Annotated in this window: 22 protein-coding genes and 1 other RNA gene; 9 read left to right on the forward strand and 14 right to left on the reverse strand. The window is 50.4% G+C overall.

All coding sequences use genetic code 11. The features are described 5' to 3' along the window. Positions 1–97 precede the first annotated feature (97 nt). Together mltF and ACVB80_RS02830 are read left to right on the forward strand one after the other, a co-directional pair. A complete protein-coding gene (gene mltF, locus ACVB80_RS02825; protein WP_481079911.1) occupies positions 98–1,579 on the forward strand; it encodes a membrane-bound lytic murein transglycosylase MltF in 1,482 nt (493 codons plus the stop codon). A gap of 252 nt (positions 1,580–1,831) precedes the next feature. Continuing rightward, positions 1,832–1,966: a hypothetical protein gene (locus ACVB80_RS02830; protein ID WP_481079740.1), complete on the forward strand. Its 135-nt coding sequence runs from the start codon at positions 1,832–1,834 to the stop codon at positions 1,964–1,966. Between the two features lie 36 nt (positions 1,967–2,002). On the opposite strand, the gene tadA is transcribed toward ACVB80_RS02830, so the two are convergent. The 7 genes from tadA to ACVB80_RS02865 all read right to left on the reverse strand — a co-directional run bounded on the left by tadA (position 2,003) and on the right by ACVB80_RS02865 (position 9,072). Continuing rightward, on the reverse strand, positions 2,003–2,578 hold the full coding sequence (gene tadA / locus ACVB80_RS02835) for a tRNA adenosine(34) deaminase TadA (RefSeq protein WP_481079741.1): 576 nt from the start codon (positions 2,576–2,578) through the stop codon (positions 2,003–2,005). Positions 2,579–2,590: 12 nt separating this feature from the next. Beyond that, a complete protein-coding gene (locus ACVB80_RS02840; protein WP_481079742.1) occupies positions 2,591–4,147 on the reverse strand; it encodes an AbgT family transporter in 1,557 nt (518 codons plus the stop codon). A gap of 327 nt (positions 4,148–4,474) precedes the next feature. Continuing rightward, positions 4,475–6,034 (reverse strand): AbgT family transporter, encoded by a 1,560-nt coding sequence (locus ACVB80_RS02845; protein ID WP_481079743.1) that lies wholly within the window; start codon positions 6,032–6,034, stop codon positions 4,475–4,477. A gap of 314 nt (positions 6,035–6,348) precedes the next feature. After that, positions 6,349–6,750 (reverse strand): type IV pilus modification PilV family protein, encoded by a 402-nt coding sequence (locus ACVB80_RS02850; protein WP_481079744.1) that lies wholly within the window; start codon positions 6,748–6,750, stop codon positions 6,349–6,351. Further along, positions 6,740–7,783, reverse strand: coding sequence for a hypothetical protein (locus ACVB80_RS02855; protein ID WP_481079745.1), 1,044 nt, complete (start codon positions 7,781–7,783; stop codon positions 6,740–6,742). Before ACVB80_RS02855 ends, ACVB80_RS02850 begins: the two co-directional genes overlap by 11 nt. Before the next feature lie 250 nt (positions 7,784–8,033). Then, positions 8,034–8,597: a PilW family protein gene (locus tag ACVB80_RS02860; RefSeq protein WP_481079746.1), complete on the reverse strand. Its 564-nt coding sequence runs from the start codon at positions 8,595–8,597 to the stop codon at positions 8,034–8,036. Beyond that, positions 8,578–9,072, reverse strand: coding sequence for a GspH/FimT family pseudopilin (locus ACVB80_RS02865; RefSeq protein WP_481079747.1), 495 nt, complete (start codon positions 9,070–9,072; stop codon positions 8,578–8,580). Before ACVB80_RS02865 ends, ACVB80_RS02860 begins: the two co-directional genes overlap by 20 nt. 141 nt (positions 9,073–9,213) lie before the next feature. Here ACVB80_RS02865 and ACVB80_RS02870 point away from each other — a divergent pair, with 141 nt between their 5' ends. Beyond that, positions 9,214–9,573: a type IV pilin protein gene (locus tag ACVB80_RS02870; RefSeq protein WP_481079748.1), complete on the forward strand. Its 360-nt coding sequence runs from the start codon at positions 9,214–9,216 to the stop codon at positions 9,571–9,573. A 63-nt stretch (positions 9,574–9,636) separates the two neighbouring features. On the opposite strand, the gene dnaJ is transcribed toward ACVB80_RS02870, so the two are convergent. The 3 genes from dnaJ to grpE all read right to left on the reverse strand — a co-directional run bounded on the left by dnaJ (position 9,637) and on the right by grpE (position 14,238). Then, positions 9,637–10,785: a molecular chaperone DnaJ gene (gene dnaJ / locus ACVB80_RS02875; RefSeq protein ID WP_481079749.1), complete on the reverse strand. Its 1,149-nt coding sequence runs from the start codon at positions 10,783–10,785 to the stop codon at positions 9,637–9,639. Positions 10,786–11,299: 514 nt separating this feature from the next. Beyond that, positions 11,300–13,216 (reverse strand): molecular chaperone DnaK, encoded by a 1,917-nt coding sequence (gene dnaK / locus ACVB80_RS02880; RefSeq protein WP_481079750.1) that lies wholly within the window; start codon positions 13,214–13,216, stop codon positions 11,300–11,302. 422 nt (positions 13,217–13,638) lie between these two features. Then, complete coding sequence (gene grpE / locus ACVB80_RS02885) at positions 13,639–14,238, reverse strand: nucleotide exchange factor GrpE (RefSeq protein WP_481079751.1); 600 nt, start codon at positions 14,236–14,238, stop codon at positions 13,639–13,641. A gap of 150 nt (positions 14,239–14,388) precedes the next feature. On the opposite strand from grpE, the gene nadK reads away from it, so the two are divergent. The 3 genes from nadK (at position 14,389) to bamE (ending at position 17,704) form a co-directional block, all read left to right on the forward strand. Next, positions 14,389–15,273 (forward strand): NAD(+) kinase, encoded by an 885-nt coding sequence (gene nadK, locus ACVB80_RS02890; protein WP_481079752.1) that lies wholly within the window; start codon positions 14,389–14,391, stop codon positions 15,271–15,273. Positions 15,274–15,397: 124 nt separating this feature from the next. Further along, positions 15,398–17,062, forward strand: coding sequence for a DNA repair protein RecN (gene recN / locus ACVB80_RS02895; protein ID WP_481079753.1), 1,665 nt, complete (start codon positions 15,398–15,400; stop codon positions 17,060–17,062). Between the two features lie 282 nt (positions 17,063–17,344). Then, positions 17,345–17,704, forward strand: a complete 360-nt coding sequence (gene bamE, locus ACVB80_RS02900) for an outer membrane protein assembly factor BamE (protein ID WP_481079754.1) — start codon at positions 17,345–17,347, stop codon at positions 17,702–17,704. Between the two features lie 75 nt (positions 17,705–17,779). On the opposite strand, the gene ACVB80_RS02905 is transcribed toward bamE, so the two are convergent. Together ACVB80_RS02905 and ACVB80_RS02910 are read right to left on the reverse strand one after the other, a co-directional pair. Beyond that, on the reverse strand, positions 17,780–18,136 hold the full coding sequence (locus ACVB80_RS02905) for an RnfH family protein (RefSeq protein WP_481079755.1): 357 nt from the start codon (positions 18,134–18,136) through the stop codon (positions 17,780–17,782). Then, positions 18,133–18,564 (reverse strand): SRPBCC family protein, encoded by a 432-nt coding sequence (locus ACVB80_RS02910; protein WP_481079756.1) that lies wholly within the window; start codon positions 18,562–18,564, stop codon positions 18,133–18,135. The genes ACVB80_RS02905 and ACVB80_RS02910 overlap by 4 nt, the downstream gene beginning before the upstream one ends. 103 nt (positions 18,565–18,667) lie before the next feature. Here ACVB80_RS02910 and smpB point away from each other — a divergent pair, with 103 nt between their 5' ends. From smpB to ACVB80_RS02925, 3 genes are all read left to right on the forward strand, one after another. Beyond that, positions 18,668–19,153 carry an SsrA-binding protein SmpB gene (gene smpB / locus ACVB80_RS02915; RefSeq protein WP_481079757.1) on the forward strand — a complete coding sequence of 162 codons (486 nt, stop codon included), beginning with the start codon at positions 18,668–18,670 and terminating at the stop codon, positions 19,151–19,153. A 67-nt stretch (positions 19,154–19,220) separates the two neighbouring features. After that, positions 19,221–19,588, forward strand: a transfer-messenger RNA (tmRNA) gene (gene ssrA, locus ACVB80_RS02920). A 165-nt stretch (positions 19,589–19,753) separates the two neighbouring features. Then, entirely contained in the window at positions 19,754–20,992 is a 1,239-nt protein-coding gene (locus ACVB80_RS02925) for an integrase domain-containing protein (RefSeq protein WP_481079912.1), read from the forward strand. Here ACVB80_RS02925 and ACVB80_RS02930 read toward each other — a convergent pair. Then, positions 20,989–21,822: an ATP F0F1 synthase synthase gene (locus ACVB80_RS02930; protein ID WP_481079758.1), complete on the reverse strand. Its 834-nt coding sequence runs from the start codon at positions 21,820–21,822 to the stop codon at positions 20,989–20,991. The genes ACVB80_RS02925 and ACVB80_RS02930 overlap by 4 nt on opposite strands. Further along, positions 21,803–22,372 (reverse strand): hypothetical protein, encoded by a 570-nt coding sequence (locus tag ACVB80_RS02935; protein ID WP_481079759.1) that lies wholly within the window; start codon positions 22,370–22,372, stop codon positions 21,803–21,805. The genes ACVB80_RS02930 and ACVB80_RS02935 overlap by 20 nt, the downstream gene beginning before the upstream one ends. Positions 22,373–22,427 lie beyond the last annotated feature (55 nt).

Raw genomic sequence — 22,427 nt, forward strand, 5'->3', positions numbered from 1 at the left:
GTGGGCTTTGGTATAAAGGCAGGCAGATATGATGTATGAGTGTTGGATTTTGAAGAATTACAGAACCAGAAACGGATGGATTAAAGTAGTCACCATCATGGCCGTAGGCCTTGGTCTGATTGGCTGCCAGATAGAGTCCGATCCGAAAAATGAACTCGAGAAAATTGTCGAGCGCGGCACCCTGCGGGTGGGTACGCTCAACAACCAGCTCTCATACTATATCGGCCCGGACGGGCCAACCGGACTCGACTACGAACTTGCCAAGAAGTTCGCCAATGAGTTAGATGTAAAACTCGAAATGAAACCCGCCTACCGTCTGGCAGAACTTTTTCCTGCGCTGCAGCGTGGCGAGATCGATATGATCGCCGCGGGTCTGAGCCAGACACCGGAGCGGCTGAAAAGCTTCCGCGCCGGTCCGACCTACTACTATGTCAGCCAGCAGGTGGTATACAAGAAAGGCGAGTACCGCCCGCGCAACCTGAAACAGCTGGCCGAAAGAGAGAAAACCCTCACCGTGGTAAAGGGCTCGCACTTTGAGCGCAGCCTTGAACTGCTCAGACAGGAACATCCGGAGCTCAGCTTTGACACGAGTTCAGACTCTGACGTCAACGATCTGCTGCAACAGGTATCGCAGGGAGAGCTGCAGCTGACCATGGCCGATTCGGTGGAACTGTCGCTTGCACAGCGGATCTACCCATCCCTGGCTGTCGCCTTTGAGGTGACCGAAGATCAGCCGACCTCCTGGTTTATGCGACGCTCAGACGATGAAAGCCTGTACGCGCTGCTGATCGAGTATTTCGGTGAAATGAAAGTCTCCGGAAAACTGGACCGGCTGGAAGAGAAATACTTCGGCCACGTTGAAAGCTTTGATTTTGTCGATACCCGCGCCTTTATCCGCGCGCTCGACAGCAAGCTGCCTAAATGGGAACCGCTGTTTAAGAAATACGCCAAAGAGTTCGACTGGCGCCTGATCGCTGCACTGGCTTATCAGGAGTCCCACTGGAATCCGCTCGCCAAATCTCCGACCGGTGTACGCGGTATGATGATGCTGACCCTGCCCACCGCGAAGAGTGTGGGCGTAACTAACCGCCTGGATCCAAAACAGTCAGTGCGTGGTGGCGTTGAGTACCTGCGCCGGATCGTGAAACGGGTGCCGGACTCCATTTCTGAGCACGAGAAGATCTGGTTTGCACTGGCGTCTTATAACGTGGGTTACGGCCACATGATGGATGCGCGCCGCCTGACCAAACGTCAGGGCGGTGACCCGGACTCGTGGGCCGACGTAAAAGACCGTCTGCCACTGCTGAAGAAGAAGAAATACTACAGCACTACCCGTTACGGCTATGCCCGTGGCGATGAAGCGCGTAACTACGTGGAAAACATCCGCCGTTACTACCAGTCGATCATCGGCCACTCAGACAAGAAACAGATCATCGACCAGACTCTGGACACCGGTGACCTGCTGGTGATCGATGTACCGGTTTCATCTGCGGTTTCCGCGGCAGCCTCTGTTGTCGAATCATCCCCGCTCAGCAGCGCGGAAAGCACTTCCTCATCGGCCACAGCCAGCAACAACTAATCCAATACTAAGATGTGCCACCATAATTTGGTGGCACGCCTCACAAATCTGCACTTTGTGGCACACCTCACCCCTTGAAAAGAGACGTGCAAACCCATACATTATTTTTGTGAATCAAAACGATCAGCGAAGTGTCATATAACCTTAATATGCGCCCGCTATAACAAACCTGTCAGGGGATAAACTGTCCTCAGACAGATGATAATAACAGGCCGAAAACGGCCGTCAGTTAGATTGGTAAGGGGAATACGAATGTTCTCTAAAAGAAGTAAAATGAACCGTCTGGTGAAAAAGTCGGTATCGTCCAACCGCCGTAAGCGTATGCTGTCCAATAACAAGAAAAAAGTTATCTGGCGCAGCCGTGGCTTCCTGGCGTGTATGGAATAAACCCTCAAATGGCAAACATCAGCTCTGGTGTTTGCCTTAAGACTCCCTCTCCTGCTTTCTCTTCTCTTTAATTTCCTTACGGCGACGTTTAAAAAACGCCTGCAACTGCTCCCTGCACTCCTGCTCCAAAAGCCCGGACTCTATCGTCGCATAGTGATAAGCCGCCTGGGATTCAAACAGATTCAGCACCGTACCCGCCGCTCCGGCTTTTAAATCCGGCGCCCCAAATACGATCCGCTTTACCCGGCTGTGCAGCAGCGCGCCGGCACACATCGGGCAGGGCTCAAGGGTCACGTACAGAGTCGTATCCAGCAGACGGTAGTTTTGCAGCTTATCCCCTGCTGCGCGCAGCGCCATCACTTCTGCATGAGCAGTCGCATCATTGGTGGTGATCGAACGGTTCCAGCCCTCAGCTATCACCTCTCCGTCTTTGACCAGCACAGCGCCAACCGGCACTTCGCCTTCCTGTTCCGCTTTTTCTGCCTGCGCCATGGCAAGGCGCATAAAGTGTTCGTCCTGAGGGGTAAATCCGGTCACGTGTTGCTCTCTTGGGGAAATAAGGCCGCTTAGTATACCAAACAAAAAGCCCGGCGCGATGGCCGGGCTTGTCATGAGATAAAGGGATCAGAAGCCCAGTGGCAGGCCAAAGGCAAAGAAAGCCACCAGCACACCAGACCACAGGGTCAGGAACGCCACAGAGTAAGGCACCATCATCGCTATCACATCACCAAAGGTCAGCTCAGGCTTGTACTTACGCATAAAGGCCAGTACCACGCCTGCATAGCTCATCATCGGCGTGATAATGTTGGTTGATGAGTCCGCCACGCGGTACGCTGCAGTCACCAGATCCGGGGTCATGTCCGGGTTCACCTGGTACAGCATAGGTACGAAGATCGGACCAAGCAGCATCCACTTAGAGGTCAGGCCGCCAACGAACAGGTTAATAACCGCCGTCGTCAGGATAAAGCCAACCAGCATCAGTGCCGGGAAGTCCTGCAGACCAAGGGACTGAAGGAAAGTCGCCCCCAGATAAGTCACATAAGTGCCCAGACCAGAGTAGCTCAGCAGCGCCAGGAAGTTGTAGCAGAAGAAAGTCAGTACCAGGATATAACCCATGGTGTTCATCTGCTTCACCATGGCCGCAACCACGTCCTGAAGCTTCTTAAACTTACCGGTCGCAAAACCGTAGCTCAGACCGGTGATGGCAAATACCAGCGAAATAAGCAGAATAATGTTGTTCAGGTAAGGAGTAACTTCCTTGCCCGCTTCATTGGTGTAGGTCGCCAGAGGACCAACCGCCAGGCCATAGATCACCGCCAGTGATACCAGCAGGCCAACACCTGCCCAGCGCAGACCTTTATTCTCTGCAGCGGTCAGCTCAAACTCGTCAAAGTTAACTTCTTCCGGCAACTGATAAGACATCTTCTCCAGACGCGGAGTCACAAAACGGGTAGTGATCCATGCGCCAACGATCGCCAGCATAAAAGTGGAAACCAGTACGAAGAAGTAGTGCATAGTCGCCGGGTTCAGCTCTTCACCGTTACGGCCAACGAAAGGCACGTTCTGAGATTCAGCAAAGATCTTGGCGTTCACACCCAGTACCACGTCTACCGGAGTCGCAGGCAGCAGGTTAGCACTGAAACCAGCCGATACACCGGCAAACGCCGCCGCCATACCGATCAGCGGGTTTTTGCCCAGACCAGCGTAGAGAAGACCAGCCAGCGGGATCAGTACCAGGTAACCGGCATCTGCCGCCAGTGAGCTCATAATGCCCAGGAATACAATCAGCATTGGCAGCAGGCGTTCACTGATCTTCAGGCCAACTTTCTTGATTACTGCCGTCAGCAGGCCCGAGTTTTCAGCAATGCCGACCCCCAGCATTACAATCAGAATGATACCCAAAACGCCGTGGCCAAATGCCAGCCAGTTTTGCAGCAGGGCATTATCGAACAGCCAGCGTACGTTTTCAGTCGCCAGCATGTTCTTAATGCTGAACTGAACCGCTTCGCCACCTTTACCGATGGTTTCAAAACTTACGCCATCCATCAGACCTGTGAGCACCAGACAAAGGGTGAACAAAAACATAAAGATGATCACAGGATCAGGGATTTTCTTACCGGCCCGTTCAATGAACCCTATAACGCCGGAGCTTTTTGGTTGTGGGGCTGCCGCCTCAGTCATGGTTACTTCCTATACAATGTTGCGTTTTACTTATAATTTGATGACGCCAAACCCTATCAAAGCCAACACCAGCTGTAAAACTTACCCAGCAACCGACAAAAAGGACATATAGCCATAAACACACAAAAATGCAGTTATTAGCTTCAATTTGAAACCTGTGAACCACAGATAATCAAACGCATCCACCATTAATTTAGTCATTAAATTTTTATAGGATTATTTTAATATTTCAAATTTTTATACAACAAGCAGATTCCGATTCAGCAAAGATATAACAGAAAACAAAAAGCCCCGCATGATGCGGGGCTTTGTCATTAAATCTGTGTTTTACATAGTGTAGGTGTACGGAGCCTGAATACCCAGAGGGATACCCACCGCCCAGTAAGCCAGCAGGAAGATAGTCCAGCCGATCAGCATTGCGATAGAGAACGGCATCATCAGAGAAGCCAGGGTACCGATACCCGTCGACTTCACATAGCGCTGACAGTAAACCACTACCAGTGGGAAGAACACCATCAGAGGTGAGATGATGTTAGATACTGAGTCACCTACACGGTAAGCCGCCTGCGACAGCTCAGGAGAGATACCTACCGCCATCAGCATTGGTACCAGGATAGGACCAATCAGGGCCCATTTAGCCGATGCAGAGCCAACCAGCAGGTTCACACACGCCGTCAGCAGGATCATACCCACAACGGTTGCCTGACCTGGCAGGTTCAGTGCCTTCAGACCTTCTGCGCCGTACAACGCCAGCATGGTGCCGATGTTTGACTGGCTGAATGCCGCCAGGAACTGAGCACAGAAGAAAGACATCACGATGTATGCACCCATGGTCGCCATGGTCTCAGACATCGCCTTGATCACATCGTTGCTGCTCTTGAAGGTGCCAGCCACGCGGCCATACACGATGCCCGGGATGATAAACAGGATAAAAATCAGCGGTACGATAGACTTCATCAGCGGTGCAGAGAACGCGGTGATTTCACCTTCTGGTGAACGCAGCGCCGAGTTTTCCGGCATGATAGCCGCAACCAGCAGTGCGATACCGGCAACCATTGCCCAGCCCGCGTAGCGGAATGCTTTAGATTCGATCGCAGTGAAAGAGCCCAGATCCGGTGCTTCTTCTGCGTCTTCATCTACCGGGGTGTTTTTCAGACGGGGTTCGATGATCTTCTCAGTCACGTACCAGCCGATAGCAATGATGATGATTGAAGAAAGACCGGTGAAGAAAATGTTCGCCAGTGGGTTGATCACGTAATCCTGGTCAAGAACCTGAGCCGCAGTCTGGGTAAAGCCAGCCAGCAGTGGGTCAATACCAGAAGGAATAAAGTTAGCAGAGAAACCGCCCGATACGCCCGCGAACGCAGCAGCGATACCCGCAAGAGGGTGACGGCCAGCTGCGTGGAAGATAATACCACCCAGCGGAATAACCAGAACGTAACCCGCATCCGCTGCCGTGTGCGAAACGATCGCCACCAGGATCAGCATAGGGGTCAGCAGTTTTGCCGGAGTGAAGTTCAGCATCTTCTTCAGGCCGGTAGTAATAAAGCCGGAAGAGTCTGCAACGCCCACACCCAGCATAGCAACCAGTACAATGCCCAGCGGAGCAAAACCAGTAAAGGTCTTAACCATGTTCGCCAGGAAGTGCGCCAGGGCTTCGCCTGTCAGCAGGTTATTAACGATCAGGGCTTCACCGGTACGCGGGTTGATCAGATCAAAAGAAACGTTAGAAAGTAGCGCTGACGCACCCCAAACGATGATAAGTGCCCAAAAGAATAAGATTGCCGGATCAGGTATCTTGTTACCTGCGCGTTCGATAAAATTCAGAAAGCGATCCATCCCCGATGAAGACGGTGACGGCGCCTGCTTTGCAGCTTCGTTACTCATAGTAACCCCGTTGGTTGTGATGTTGGTGTTTAGCGAGCAGATTGTTTGATTATTATTGCTCATCTCCTCAATAGCATATTCTAATTTACCAGCTATTAAAAAGTACAATCAACCATACGGAATTTCAGGCTCAGTCATATATTCCGGTTTTACATACATCAAAACAACATTAACTGCACCCAACATTAACAAGCACGACAAATACGTGTCATCAGCAAGTTAATAACCAGCTGTCAGGCCAATAAAAACAGCGAAAACCATAACTAATGACAGTTCTATAGATATTTTGTATCAGTTACATTTTATTACAATTATCAAAACTTGCTGTGCTTCGAAATCATGGTTTCGAGCGTAATACTCTGAGGCTGGTTTTGGCTGTCTGTCCAGCGGCTTTCTATCGACACTTTGTGCAGAGCTCCTGCACTGTTACCGGTTCCGCCGGTAACAGTCCACCTGAGCGTATAATCCCCCTGACACGTCTCTGTATCACTGGTGATCGCGGCAAAGTCGATACCGCCGGCAACCCCACTGGTGCGAAACCACTCCAGTTTGGACTCTGCACAGTAAAGTGCCTGCTGACTGTGACGGGCAAAATCGAGCTGATGGGTAAAATAGGTGTGCATACTGACCATCGCCAGCGCCGCAACGCTGACCATCACCAGGGAGATCAGCACTTCGGGCAGTCCCGCACCACGGATGTATTTATCAGAAGTCATGCCAGGAACCTGCCTCCCATTTTGGTTTAGTAAATGACGAGCGGGTTTTGTTGATAACATCCCTGTTGTAGTTAAGAGCGAAGGAAGTATAAAACAGAGCGTATTGATCCGGCATGTCCAGAAACATACCGCCGCTGAAAGTAAATGCGCCATGCTGATAGAAGCCCGCTTTTTCGCGAAGAGCTTTATTAAAATCACTGGTAGTAGCCGAAATATACTCGTTAGCTTTCATTCCACCCCAGTCATTTGTTTTAGGCTCATAAGTGGAGTTAAAGGCGACAAGACTGCCTTTAAAAGCCCTGCTTTCCTTGCCTGCAGTTCCTTTCCCCATAACAGATACTGGTCCGTTATGGATAACAATCAGAACACCTTCTGTATCCTGGCTGGCAGCAACCAAAGCATCATACTCTTCTGCTTTTATCTCACACCCCCCTTCAACCCATATCTTGTCCTGCTTTTTATCACCTGTAGATTTGCCTTCAGTATCCGTGGCTGTTATTGCCCGCCTCAATGCCTCACCACAGTTAGCCAACACTAAAGAGGTTCCTGACGGACGTAAAACAGCAAATTCTCCACTGTCACGCACCTGTTTATAGTTAGCTTTATCCTCATTAAAAAAACTCTTAAATGGACTGACATTACCGTCCTTTACCATATCCTGCTTAAGATCCGTTCCCGTTATCGTCTTGTGTGTTGACAGGCAATCTTTCGAAGTATTGGTCGCCGGATTGTAGTTCTCTGTGTCAAAACCGTTCCATGGCTCATTCCCGTGAACTACCCCTTTGTTATCAAACGCAGCACCAAGATGAAGGTAATCCCGGTAAGTGATCGCTGTACACTCCCAACCGTCATCGGTTTCCTTACCTGGATCCGGGGTATAAACAGAAAATGATGAATGAAAGTGCAGGTTTGCACTCGCCTGCAGGGCGCCCCGCAACATGGAGCTGCTTGCGCTCACACGCCGCTTAACCGCCACCTGCTCAAACTGCGAAGCCAGCTCATACCTCCCCCCACCAAGATCCGTCACGCTCAAACTGAGCCCGCTGTTTCCCCCACACTTGTCAGGCGCAGCCGGTACGGCCCCCGTTTTCTGTACCTGGGCATAAATACACTCCAGCCCCCCTTCTGCCTGCCAGGCGTGGGTGCGGGCCAGCAGCTGATTGCGGACTTTTTTGATTTCAAAAAAAGTATTGCGGTGGCTGCCAAGGGTAAGCAGCAACATGGCAATCACAAGAAATACGGTAACCAGTAAGGTGGCGTAACCACGGGAATGAGCAGGCATGTCAGTTCCTCTGCAGGAATGAAACGGTTTGTTGGTAGGGATGTTCGCCGTTTTTCAGTGAGGCGGACAGAGTAATGGTGATGTAAGCTGCCGAGACTGATGGCAAAGCACTGACCAAAAACTGATTCACCTGGATAGTATTTTGATCAGTAAGGTGCTCATGTGAAGAGCCACATGCGGCCAGTCCGGCAGAGGAAGAGACCTTCTTACGGCACAGCTTGATCTGATTGCTCTCTAAAACGAACTGGGTAACATAATGATCTGCCCCATCATAGTAGCGATAGCCCAGTGATGAAGGGGTCACCTCAATAACAGCTCCGGCTCCGGAGGCTGGCAGCAGGCCAGAAGCACTGTAGCCGGCACGCAACGCGTCACGCCGGATATAAGACAATACGTCATCCACCCCCTGCATCACCAGCAGCTGCTCTGTACGCCTGGTCTGGTCTTTGAGCACCGAGATATACAAGGCACCGACAGCGGCGATCACCATCCCCGACAACGCGAGCGCGATCAGCAGCTCAATCATGGTAAAGCCACGCGACCGGTTAACACTTTGGATAGCCATAAACTGCCTTCTCCACTGCACACACTCTTTGTCGTCCGGAAACTGATGAGTTTGTTACTTTTATTGATTCACCCCGGGTGATCCAAAAGCGAATATTCCCAGGAGTTAAAGGCCGGCCATTTAACCGGTTGAACTTAAAGTGGTTTGTTCCGTTAAAGTTCCACTCGACCTTCAGGGAGGAGTATTCATCTCCTGTTATCCTGGCCAATACCTCATCCGTCGCATTGACTCCGGCATGCAGCGTCAGTTTCCAGGGGGAAGTTGCCGTAGCCGGTGTCCATATCAGAGCCAGTTCTTTATTGCGGACCACGGCCTCGTATTTCGCCTGGGAGCTGAAATGCAGCAGGTTATTTGCCAGCTGATGCAACTGCTGCTCTTTGCGGTTTTGCTGATAAGAAGGCACCGCCACCACTGCGATCCCGGTCAGGATCACCACCGTAACCATCATCTCCAGCAAACTAAAACCGCGATCCATTTCCCGCTTCCCAAAATATTCAACCAGTAGCATTTAACAGCAATGCTAACATCACAGCAATCTGGCTCATCTGACATTAAGTAATATATGGAAAAGGCTCGAAAAATTACCTGTAAAGCGCAGCGCTTACATCTGGCGGGAATGACATTGATCGAATTGCTGCTGGCAGTGGCAATTATCGGGATACTCGCGTTTGTCGCGACCGGTGCGTATACAAGTCAGCTGGAGAGCAGCGCCCGTAATGCTGCAATGACAGACATGCTGATGCTGCAAATGGAAGTAGAAAAAAGCTGGGATGGCGCATACCACTGGAGCAATCTGTTCAATGGCCAGCAGTGCAATGACTGCCTGAGCGACCAGGCAAACTACACGTTTTCCATCAACAGTGCCGGCACCAGCTACACCATTACTGCCGTGCCAAAAGGCAACCAGCATAGTGACAGCTGCGGGACACTGAGCCTGAAAGGGAGTGGTGAGCGCCTGCCAGCAAACTGCTGGTAACCAGATTCCGTAAATATGAAAAAGCCGGACACAGGGTCCGGCTTTAAAAAGAGTTGCTGATTATCAGCTGGTCAGGTCATCAAAGAACTTTTTCACGCCTTTGAAGAAGCCTTCTGATTTCGGGCTGTGCTTGTTGCCCGATGCACCGCCACAGCTCTCTTCAAACTCACGCAGCAGTTCTTTCTGACGGGCGCTCAGTTTAACCGGAGTCTCGACGACCAGTTTAACGATAAGATCGCCTACACCGCCGCCACGAACGCCTTTCACACCTTTACCACGCATGCGGAACATACGGCCTGTTTGCGTCTCTTCCGGCACCTTAAGGTTTACGCGGCCATCCAGGGTCGGTACTTCTACTTCGCCGCCCAGTGCTGACATCGCAAAGCTTACCGGCACCTCACAGTACAGGTTGTTGCCTTCACGTTCAAAGATGTGGTGCTCACGCACGTGAACCTGTACGTACAGATCGCCCGCTGGTGCGCCCATTTCGCCAGCTTCGCCCTCGCCTGACAGACGAATGCGGTCACCGGTGTCTACGCCAGCCGGGATCTTCACGTTCAGGGTCTTGGTCTTCTGCTTACGGCCCTGGCCGTGACAGGCATTACAAGGGTCTTTAATGATCTTGCCTTTACCGTGACAGGTAGGACAGGTCTGCTGAACCGCAAAGAAGCCCTGACGCATCTGAACCTGGCCGTGACCATGACAGGTACCACAGGTTTCAGGGGTTGAGCCTTTCTTCGCGCCGCTGCCGTGGCACGAATCACACTCTACCAGAGTCGGTACTTCGATCTCTTTCGAGCAGCCGCGTACCGCTTCTTCCAGAGACAGCTCCATGTTGTAACGCAGGTCTGCGCCGCGCTGAGCACGTGCCTGACCACCGCCACGACGGCCGCCACCGAAGATGTCACCAAATACATCGCCAAAGATGTCGCCGAAGTCAGCACCGCCGCCACCGAAGCCGCCGCCACCAAAGCCACCCGCGCCCTGTTCAAAGGCTGCATGGCCGTACTGGTCGTATGCTGCTTTCTTCTGAGCATCGGTCAGAATTTCGTACGCTTCTTTTACTTCTTTAAACTTATCCGCGGCAGAATCGTCACCCTGGTTACGGTCCGGGTGGTATTTCATCGCCAGGCGCTTATACGCTTTCTTAATATCGCGCTCAGATGCATCACGGCCTACGCCTAATACTTCGTAAAAATCACGTTTCGACATGCTATTTGTCACCAATTTCTTACTGCAAACGGGAGGGAATTTCCCGCCTGGTGGTTGTATCAATCCAGATAAGAGTTCTGGGTCCTGGGTCCTGGGTCCTGGGTCCTGGGTCCTGGGTCCTGGGTCCTGGGTCCTGGGTCCTGGGTCCTGCAACACGCTCGATCTGGTTCTCCCCCTTTGCAAGGGGGAGTTAGAGGGGGTTTCCTGGCCGGGCTCAGTTTAACACCTGACGCACCCTGCCTTTTAACCCCTCCCAGCCTCCCCTTGAAAAGGGGAGGAGCCCGCCCGGAGTCTGCTGTTATTTCAGCACTCATTCTTCTGGCCAAAACTCACGACCAAAAGTGGACAAGCTTCCAGAGCCTCTTATCTTGATTAGCTTTTTACCAAAAACCAAACAAACCAACGGGCGTAAGAGTTACCTCTGACGCCCGCTGACGATCTATTGAAACAAGGAACCTGTTTCAAAATCAGGCAGCAGAACCGTTATCAGCCCTGCTGCGCTGCCGAACAAGCATTATTTCTTGTCGTTTACTTCTTCAAACTCAGCATCAACAACGTCGTCGTCCTGCTTAGGTTGTTCGCCTTCTGCGCCACCCTGAGCAGCTGCTTCAGCCTGAGCTTTCTGCTGTGCGATTTCCATCAGTTTCTGAGCAGCCTGCATCAGAGCCTGAACTTTCGCTTCGATCGCTTCTTTGTCGTCGCCTTTCTTAGCTTCTTCAAGTTCAGCGATAGCAGCTTCGATCTTAGTCTTCTCGTCTGCTGGCAGAGCGTCACCCGCTTCTTCAATCTGCTTGTTAGTCGCGTGGATCATCTGGTCAGCCTGGTTGCGTGCAGAAACCAGCTCTTCGAACTTCTTGTCCGCGTCTTTGTTTGCTTCTGCTTCAGCTACCATCTTCTCGATGTCAGCGTCGCTCAGACCACCAGAAGCCTGGATAGTGATCTTCTGCTCTTTACCAGTCTGCTTGTCTTTAGCAGATACGTGCAGGATACCATCCGCATCCAGGTCGAAAGTAACTTCGATCTGAGGCATACCACGAGGAGCCGGGTTGATGCCTTCCAGGTTGAACTGACCCAGAGACTTGTTGTACATCGCCTGCTTACGCTCACCCTGAAGAACGTGGATAGTTACCGCGTTCTGGTTGTCTTCTGCAGTAGAGAAAACCTGGTTCGCTTTAGTTGGGATAGTCGTGTTCTTCTCAACCAGAGTAGTCATTACGCCACCCATAGTTTCGATACCCAGAGACAGAGGAGTTACGTCCAGCAGCAGTACGTCTTTAACGTCACCAGCCAGTACACCACCCTGAACTGCAGCACCCATTGCTACTGCTTCATCCGGGTTCACGTCACGACGTGCTTCTTTACCGAAGAACTCAGCAACTTTCTGCTGAACCATAGGCATGCGGGTCTGACCACCTACCAGGATTACGTCAGTTACGTCGCTTACAGACAGGTCTGCGTCAGCCAGAGCAACTTTCATTGGCTCAAGAGAACGTTGTACCAGGTCTTCTACCAGCGCTTCCAGTTTCGCACGGGTCACTTTAACGTTCATGTGCTTAGGACCAGTCGCGTCAGCAGTCACGTATGGCAGGTTAACGTCAGTTTGCTGCGCTGAAGACAGTTCGATTTTCGCTTTCTCTGCTGCTTCTTTAACACGCTGCATAGCAAGAGGATCGTTCTTAAGGTTGATACCCTGCTCTTTGTTAAATTCTTCTACCAGGTAGTTGATCAGACGGTTATCGAAGTCTTCACCACCCAGGTGAGTGTCACCGTTGGTTGCCAGTACTTCGAAGGTTTGCTCGCCTTCAACGTTGTCGATTTCGATGATTGAGATATCGAAAGTACCACCACCCAGGTCGTATACCGCGATAGTACGGTCGCCTTCCTGCTTGTCCAGGCCGTAAGCCAGAGCAGCAGCAGTTGGTTCGTTGATGATACGCTTAACTTCCAGACCCGCGATACGGCCGGCATCTTTAGTTGCCTGACGCTGAGAGTCGTTGAAGTATGCAGGAACAGTGATTACTGCGCCGGTTACTTCTTCACCCAGGAAGTCTTCTGCGGTTTTCTTCATCTTTTTCAGAACTTCAGCAGAAACCTGAGGAGCGGCCATTTTCTCGCCTTTCGCTTCAACCCATGCATCGCCGTTGTCAGCCTTAACGATTTTGTAAGGCATGATTTCGATGTCGCGCTGTACTTCTTCGTCTTCAAAACGACGACCGATCAGACGCTTGATTGCGTAAAGAGTGTTCTCTGGGTTAGTAACTGCCTGACGTTTCGCAGGCTGACCAACCAGCGTTTCACCGTCTGTGTATGCAATTACAGATGCAGTTGTACGCTCGCCTTCAGCGTTCTCAATTACGCGAGGCTTGTCGCCGTCCAGAACAGCAACACAAGAGTTAGTAGTACCTAAGTCAATACCAATGATTTTACCCATCAGGCTATCTCCGAAAATCTATAGTCTATCTTTGTATATCCCCAAAAATTGGGGTATCAGGATTGGGTTTCAACCCTGTTTACAAAATTAATTTCAAGCAGTTTGCTTCTTGTATGCACCTTAAATAGGGGCGGGAGAATCCTTTTCAAGGGTGGGGGTGAAAAAAAATGGAAAAAAAAGGCTCTGGGCTCTGGGCTCTGGGCTCTGGGCTCTGGGCTCTGGGCTCTGGGCTCTGGGCTCTGGGCTCTACAAGCGAATTTGCCTGCTCAGCTCTTTCTGACAAGAAAGTATCACTTACTTTGCCACTGGTTCTCCAGCGAACTCCCCCAGGGCCTGGCGCCCAGAGCCCAGCGCCTTAAATAAAAAAACACCCGCCGCTTTCACGACAGGTGTTTCTTCTATTCCGGCTTTTAAGCTGCGATTTACTTCGCAACCATTACCATTGCAGGGCGAACTACGCGGCCGTTCAGCTCGTAGCCTTTCTGCATTACCATCATAACGGTGTTTGACTCGTGATCCGGGCTTTCCTGGATAGACATCGCCTGGTGGAACTCAGGGTTGAACGCTTCGCCTTCAGGGTTGATCTCTTTCAGGCCAAATTTCGCCACAGTATCAACGAAGGTTTTATGAGTCAGCTCAACGCCTTCAAGAACAGGGGCTACTGCTTCGTTCTCTTTGTCTGCAGACTGCATTGCGCGTTCCAGGTTATCAATAACCGGCAGCAGCTCACCAGCAAAACGCTCCAGCGCGAACTTGCGTGCTTTTTCAATTTCCTGCTCGGTACGACGACGCATGTTGTCAACTTCCGCTTTCGCACGCAGCACGCTGTCCTGCTGCTCTTTTACACGTGCTTCGCTGCTCAGAAGTGCTGCTTCCAGCTGAGCGATTTTCGCTTCAGTCTCATCCTGCTCTTCGTTCCAATCGATATCTGCGTCAGTACCTACTGCTTCGACTTCTTCTGTTTCAGTAGTTTCCTGCTGCTTCAGCTCTTCGTCTTTAACTTTGTTCTCTTCGTGACTCATGATATCTCCAGAATTCAGAAGCGAGTATTTCCTTTTCTTTTTTACGACAAAACACTCGCATAGTGCTTCAACTTGCCTTTATTATGGGGACGAAGATTTGCGATTCAAGCATAAAAACTCCCTCTAACCCACAAACTATGGATTTTGCCAATGTCAAAGCCATTCCAGGTTATCGCCATTATTGGTAAACCCCGTGATCACAAAGCCGTACAGACCCACAAAGAACTGTTCCACTGGCTGACCGCTCAGGGCTATCCGGTACTGTTCGACGATCGCCTGAAGGATATTCTCACTGATATTGATACAGAATATTTCACTACCCTGCCCGAAATCGGTGAAAAGGCCGATTTGGCGATTGTTGTGGGTGGTGACGGCAACATGCTGGGTGCAGCAAGAGTACTGTCGCGTTACGACATCTCTGTTATCGGCGTAAACCGGGGCAACCTGGGTTTCCTGACCGATCTGAATCCGGAAGAGTTTGAACAGGCACTGACCAAAGTGCTTGAGGGCGAATATATTGAAGAGAGCCGCTTTCTGCTTGAATCTGAAGTACACCGCCACGGCATGGTAAAAAGCCACAACGCCGCACTGAACGAAGCGGTGCTGCACCCGGGCCAGATCGCACACATGATAGAATTTGAAGTCTATATTGACGACACCTTCGCCTTTTCCCAGCGCTCGGACGGCCTTATCGTCTCAACACCTACCGGCTCTACCGCTTACTCGCTTTCCGGCGGTGGCCCTATCCTGTCACCAAGTCTTGATGCCATCAGCCTGGTGCCTATGTTCCCGCACACCTTATCAAGCCGCCCTCTGGTGGTAGACGGCAACCGCCGTATCAAGCTGCTGATCTCGCCGGATAACCGCGGCACTCAGGAAGTGAGCTGTGACGGTCAGGTATCCCTTCCGGTATCCCCGGGAGATGAAGTCCATATCTTCAAAAGCCCGGACGAACTCAGGCTTATCCACCCTAAAGATTACAGCTACTACCACGTATTGCGCAGCAAACTGGGCTGGTCGAGCAAGCTGTTTTAAGCACAGCAGCCAGGTAAGTCCCTGGTTTTAGCTCACAAAAAAACACCTGTACAACTTTACTGTATAAAGAAACAGTATATACTGTGTCGATATACAGTATTGTTCAGTTATACAGGTGATCAGGATGCTGGCCCATCTCAGTGTAAATAATTTTGCTATTGTAAAATCGCTACAACTCGAACTCGCTTCAGGCATGACCACCATTACCGGTGAGACCGGTGCCGGTAAATCCATTGCCATTGATGCACTCGGCCTGTGCCTGGGTGACCGCGCCGAAGCCGGCATGGTGCGCCAGGGCGAAGAGAAAACTGATGTCAGCGCCTCCTTTATTCTGGATAACAACGTCCAGGCTACACGCTGGCTGGAAGATAACGACCTGCTTGAAGGCAGTGAGTGCATTCTTCGCCGGGTTATCACAAAAGAAGGCCGCTCAAGAGCCTTTATTAACGGCAGCCCGGTACCGGCCTCCCAGCTGAAATCCCTCGGCCAGTTGCTGATCAATATTCACGGTCAGCACGCCCACCATCAGCTGATGAAAAGCGACTACCAGCTCGCGATGCTGGATCAGTACGCAGGGCACAAAGGCCTGCTGGAAAAAGCCCGCAAGCGCTACCAGGCCTGGCGTCAGGCAGATAATCACCTCAAGCAACTGATCCAGAACAGCCAGGAAAACCAGGCCCAGAAGCAGCTGCTCGAATATCAGATCAAAGAGCTCAACGAGCTGGCTCTGGGCGAAGAAGAGTTTGCCGAACTGGAGCAGGAACATAAACGCCTCGCCAACAGCGGCGAACTGGCAAGCTCATGTCAGCAGGCGATTGAACTGCTGTACGAAGGTGAAGAAGTCAACGCACTGGGCATGCTGCAAAACGTCAGCCACACCCTGACCGAACTGGCCGAACTGGATGAGGCACTCAAATCCCTGCCGGATATGGTGGCAGAAGCCATGATCCAGCTTGAAGAAGCCAACAGTGAACTGCGCCACTACCTCGATGGCATCGACGTTGACCCGGCACGCATGGCCTTTGTGGAAGAACGTTTCTCCAAAGTCATGTCGATGGCGCGCAAACACCATGTCATGCCGGAAGAGCTGTACGGCCATCATCAGGATCTGCTGAAACAGGTCGACGCACTGGACTGCTCAGACGAAAAACTCGATGCCCTGACCCAGGACGTAGAAGCCAAACGCAGCGAGTTCCTGAGCGCCGCCGACAAGCTCAACAAATCCCGCCTGCGCTACGCCAAAGAGCTCAACAAGCTGATCAGCCAGAGCATGCACGAACTGAGCATGGAGAAAGCCAAGTTCTGCATTGACGTGGTGCGCGATGAAAACAACGCCTCGCCACTGGGTATCGACCGTGTCACGTTCCTGGTATCCACCAACCCGGGTCAGCCAATGCAGCCGATCGCCAAAGTCGCCTCCGGTGGTGAGCTTTCACGGATCTCGCTGGCCATTCAGGTTATTACCGCACAGAAAGTCGATACCCCTAGCCTTATCTTCGATGAAGTCGACGTAGGTATCAGCGGCCCGACCGCCGCCGTGGTCGGCAAAATGCTGCGTACCCTGGGCGAGTCTACCCAGGTACTGTGTGTGACCCACCTGCCGCAGGTCGCTGGTTGCGGACACCAGCAGATGTTTGTTGCCAAGCAGACCAAAGCAGGCAAAACCGAAACCCAGATGCGCCGCCTGGATAACGACCAGCGCGTGGCAGAACTGGCCCGTCTACTCGGTGGCAGCCAGATCACCGACACCACCCTGGCCAACGCCAAAGAGCTGCTGATCGCTGCGTGACGGCGGTTCCAAACTGTTACCCCTCTCACAGCGTGAGCTTTTGCCCACGCTGTTTCTCTTTTTCCTGTTGCAACTAATCGGTATAACTGTGGTCTGATTATCGGTCAGGGCAAAAACCGGAGCGTATCGCCACGGATTTTGCCTGAAGCTGAAGCGAACATGGCGCATTTGATCTCAATAATGCAAAATGTCCGATTACGGCAGATAGAACTTTTACTTCTCATGCAGAAGTGATTATCATCATTCGCCGAACACAATGAACACAGAGTAAGACGTACCAATATGCAATTTAAGAAGTGGATAATTGCCGTTCCCCTTGCCCTCACCATGCTGACCGGCTGTTCAGTACTGGAAAAACTGGTGTACCGCATCGACATCAACCAGGGTAACTACATTGAGCAAAACGCAGTAGACCAGCTCAAATTTGGTATGAGCAAGGAGCAGGTACGCTATGTGCTCGGTTCACCTATGCTGGTTGAAAACGGCTACCCGAACACCTGGTATTACATCTACCACCATACCGAAGGCCACAAAGACTCAGTTCAGAAGAACCTGTTCGTTAAGTTCAACGACAGCGAGCGACTGGTAAAAGTCGAAGGCGACTACAACATGGGTGATAACTTCTTCGAAGGGATCAACTAACCCTGCCCCATTCAAAAAAAGAGCTCCCATTGGGAGCTCTTTTTGTATCTGAATACCAAAGCCGCAGAATACGGATTAGTCTTCCTGCTTACGCAGCGGATTCACCTTACCACCGGTTACCGGGTCTGCACTGCCTGCCGCTTTGGCCTGCTCGGCGCGCTTACGGCGGATCTCTTTCGGGTCTGCCAGCAGCGGGCGGTATATCTCAATCCGGTCTTTATCACGCACGGTTGCATCCAGCTTCACGTTGCGGCTGAACACCCCAACCTTGTTCTTCGCCAGATCAATCTCCGGGTAACGGGCCAGCACACCGGACTGCTCAATGATCTCCTGCACCGTTGAATCGGCTTCCACCGCCAGGGTGAACACCTGCTGCTCGTTTGGCAGCGCGTACACCACCTCAACGTGGATCATGTTCGGTACACTACTCATACATACACCTGTTTAGCGCGTTGGGTAAACGCATTAACCATATTGCTGGTCAGCTCGTTAAACACTTTGCCAAACGCCATCTCAACCAGCTTGCTGGTAAATTCAAACTCCAGCTTCAGCTCGACCTTACACGCCGCCTCATCCAGCGGAATGAACTCCCAGCCACCTTTAAGCTGCTTGAACGGGCCATCGACCAGGTTCATCAGAATGCGGCGTCCCTCTTCCAGCTGATTGGAAGTGGTAAAGGTCTTACTGATCCCGGCTTTGGAGACATCGACAGACGCCACCATCTGAGATTCACTCGACTCATGAATGCGCGAGCCGGAACAACCGGGCAAAAAATTCGGATAGCTGGCCACATCATTGACCAGGTCAAACATCTGCTCAGCACTGAACGGAACCAGCGCAGAACGGGTCACCTGAGGCATAGTGCTCCCTCTTTACAACAACTTGCCTCACGCCACAAAAAGGTGGTGAGACAGACACAAAAGGATTTCCCAAATTCGGTGCAATCCGTATAATGCCGCCATTATGGCAAAGAAAAAATCAAAAACCAAAGCGACAAGCAACACTATTGCGCTAAACAAGAAAGCCCGCCACGAATACTTCATTGAAGACGAAATCGAGGCCGGCCTGGAACTGCAGGGCTGGGAAGTGAAATCCCTTCGTCAGGGCAAAGCCAACATCACCGAAAGTTACGTTTACATTCGTAACGGTGAAGCTTTTGTCAGCGGGATCAGCATTACCCCTCTTTCGCAGGCCTGTACGCACGTGGTCGCTAACCCGACACGCGTTCGTAAGCTGCTGATGTCACGCCGCGAGATCGACAACCTGTTCGGTCGCGTTAACCGCGAAGGCATGACGCTGGTTGCCCTTTCTATGTACTGGTCACGCTCATGGGTGAAACTCAAAATCGGCGTAGCCAAAGGTAAGAAGCTGCACGACAAGCGTACTGACCTGAAAGACAAAGACTGGCAACGTCAGAAAGCCCGCGTAATGAAAGGTTCGCTGCGCTAAAGTTGACCACTTAAACCTGAATGCCTGTACAGGACTCTGATTTCTGGTATTATGCATTCAACTACTTGGGGCTGATTTAGGATTCGACGGGAATTCTGAAGTCTGAGGTGCATGCCGAGGTGCGGTAGGCCTCGTTAAACAACCGCAAAAAAATAGTCGCAAACGACGAAAACTACGCACTAGCAGCTTAATAACCTGCTCAGAGCTCTCTCGCCCTAGCTTCCGCACGTAAGACGGGGAATAACGAGAGATCAAAACCAAACGCGCTAGCCCGGATTCTCCCGCCTGAGAGATGAACGGCGAATACTAATTCAGGCTAGTCATTCATTCGCGTGTCGGTTCGCAGGTGGGTGGCGAAATTAAAGATCGACTAAGCATGTAGTACCAATGATGAACGGTTTTCGGACGCGGGTTCAACTCCCGCCAGCTCCACCAATTCAATGAATTAAGACGTCCCAGGACGTCTTTTTTTATGCCTACGATAACGAAATATCAACAACTTAGCGTCTGTTAACATCCCATAGCATCCCACCACATCTTTGACTTTTAGTAACCAGTGTAGTAACCATAGATTATGGATACTAAATTATGGTTACTACGATGCCTAGAATCACTAAACCGTTAACAGCTACAGAAGTTAAAAACGCAAAGCCAAAAGAAAAGGAATATCGCCTCTCTGACGGACAAGGGTTACAGCTGCGTGTGCTTCCTAGTGGTTCTAAGCAATGGCAACTCAACTACTACCGCCCAACAAATGGCAAACGAGCTAATTACAACTTAGGTCGCTATCCAGATGTTAACCTTGCACAAGCAAGAAAAAGCTCTTTATTGGCAAAAGAGCTGATCGCACAAGGTATAGACCCTCAAGAAGATCATAAGAAAAAAAAGCAAGAGTATAAAGAAGTTCACGAGCATACCTTTGTAAACGTAACAACAGAATGGTTTGAGATTAAGAAAGACTCGGTGACTCCAAACTACGCTACCGATATCTGGCGTTCTCTTGAACTACATGTCTTCCCTCACCTAGCCGATACACCGGTTAAAGATATTACCGCTCCATCAGTCATTGAGCTTTTAAAACCTATAGAAGCTAAAGGCAGTTTAGAGACAGTCAAACGACTCTCTCAACGACTCAATGAAGTGATGAACTTCGCCACCAACTGCGGTCTGATTCAAGCCAATCCATTAACTGGCATCAAAGCTGCGTTCAAGAAGCCAAAAAAAGAAAACATGGCAGCGCTAAAACCAGCAGAGTTACCCGAACTGATGAGGGCCATCGCAATAGCCAACATCAAACGCACCACCCGTTGTTTGATCGAGTGGCAATTACACACAATGACGCGCCCCGCTGAAGCCTCTGGCGCAAGGTGGGATGAAATTAACTGGGAAGAAAAAGTTTGGACCATCCCCGCCGAGAGAATGAAAAAAAGAAGAGAACACCGCATTCCACTAACAGAGCAAATGCTGGCGCTATTGGAAGTGATGAAACCAATTAGCGGGCATCGTGAATTCATATTCCCTTCTGACCGTAACCCGAAAAAGCCATGCAATAGCCAAACGGCAAACATGGCCCTTAAGCGTATGGGGTTTGCCGGAAGGCTTGTTAGCCATGGTTTACGTTCATTGGCTAGTACAACTCTTAATGAACGAGGCCTTGAAACTGACTTAATTGAAGCGGCTCTAGCGCACGTTGACGATAACCAAGTTCGTAGTGCATACAACCGCACTGACTATCTAGAACGCCGCCGCCCTATGATGTGCTGGTGGAGCGGGCATATAGAAGAAGCAGCCAAAGGCAGCCTCTCTGTTACAGGTACTAAGCAATTGAAAGTGATTTAATCCATTGACTGAACCGAGTTCGCCAAACGCCTCTCATGGCTTAGAGGCGTTGTGTAAAAACGTTGCTCAATACCATAAAGAAGATATTTCAGCTCATCATCAGTTTTGATTTCAAACCTTCCGTTATCTTCATCAAAGCGCAGTTTTTGGTCACAGTAGCTATGAATATAAGAAAGCATTTGGTCGCGTTCATCAGCTTCCATTGCATTAAGAGTATCCATAGCGAGCGCAATACGTTTCCTGTTTGGCTTCGAAACTCTTTCTAAGTCGTAGTCGTCTGACAACTCGATAAAATCCTTTTCCAAAAACTGCTCTACCTCTTGATCCGTCGCTTCTTTATAAAGAACATCAATGCCTTTGAAGACACTTGATATAGTCGCAAGGTTTGTAAAAACCAGCGTATCCGATTGGCTGAGGTAGATAGCATCCGGTTTAACGTTGATTACTAGGCGATTTCCATTCTCTTCAATCTTTGCCGCCTCGCCAAATGCGACCGTCTTGCGGCGAATAAAAAGTGATGGTGTGACTTTTTGAAGGTAAAAGTCTCCATTTTGCACCGAAAAAACACAACCAATCTTCCCGAACTGCTCTTTCTTCAGATCATCATAGTCCTTAGAATCGAAGGGAGACTTGAGAATATCGAGGCAATATCTCCGCTGACTAAAACCCTCAACCTTAAACCATGCATCCTCATCAAGATTATGGTCGGGGTCGTAAGGCACACAAGCATTCACATCAATCTGAACTGTATCAAACAAACTACTATCGGATATGAGCTTGCGATATGGCTTCTTGCGCAACCCCTTCACCTTAGCCAAAACGTGATCCATTACTACCTCGCTCAATAAACGTATAATTATTAATTCGATTTGCTATGGGCACATCGACTTCTCTTGGCTTTTTGTATTTATACCTACTTATCAGAAAGATAGACGTACCGTTCTTCGTAGTAATGTTGTAGAACTCAAATCCAAAAAGCAAGAACAATGGGTTAAAATACAATGCTTGAGACAGAAATGTAAACAGAAACAGTACACCGTATACAAACCACAACGTTTCCCAGTTACCGACACTGAGCGCCACAAAAAAATAACCTAGATAACTGGGTAAAAAGCTATTATTTGCATGCTCGATACTAGCGACTTTATCTGGCTGAAAATCATCTTTTCCAAGCAATGCGCTTAAAATGATACTTAGTCCTGTCAGCAAAATAGGTACAGATAAGTAGGCTAGATACGAGACATAACTCGGCATGCCGACTAAATAGGGACACTTCGGGAAAAAGTGCCCTATTACATACCCCTTTTGAACCAAAAATATAATCACGAGCAACGATGTAGCGTTAAAAGTCAACAACAGCCGATATATAGTATTTATCATCATCACTCCTTAATGTCCGTTCATTGCCACTTGGTGTCAAGTATGGGGCTGAGTA

The organism is Vibrio sp. 9-16B-A1 (assembly GCF_056726165.1).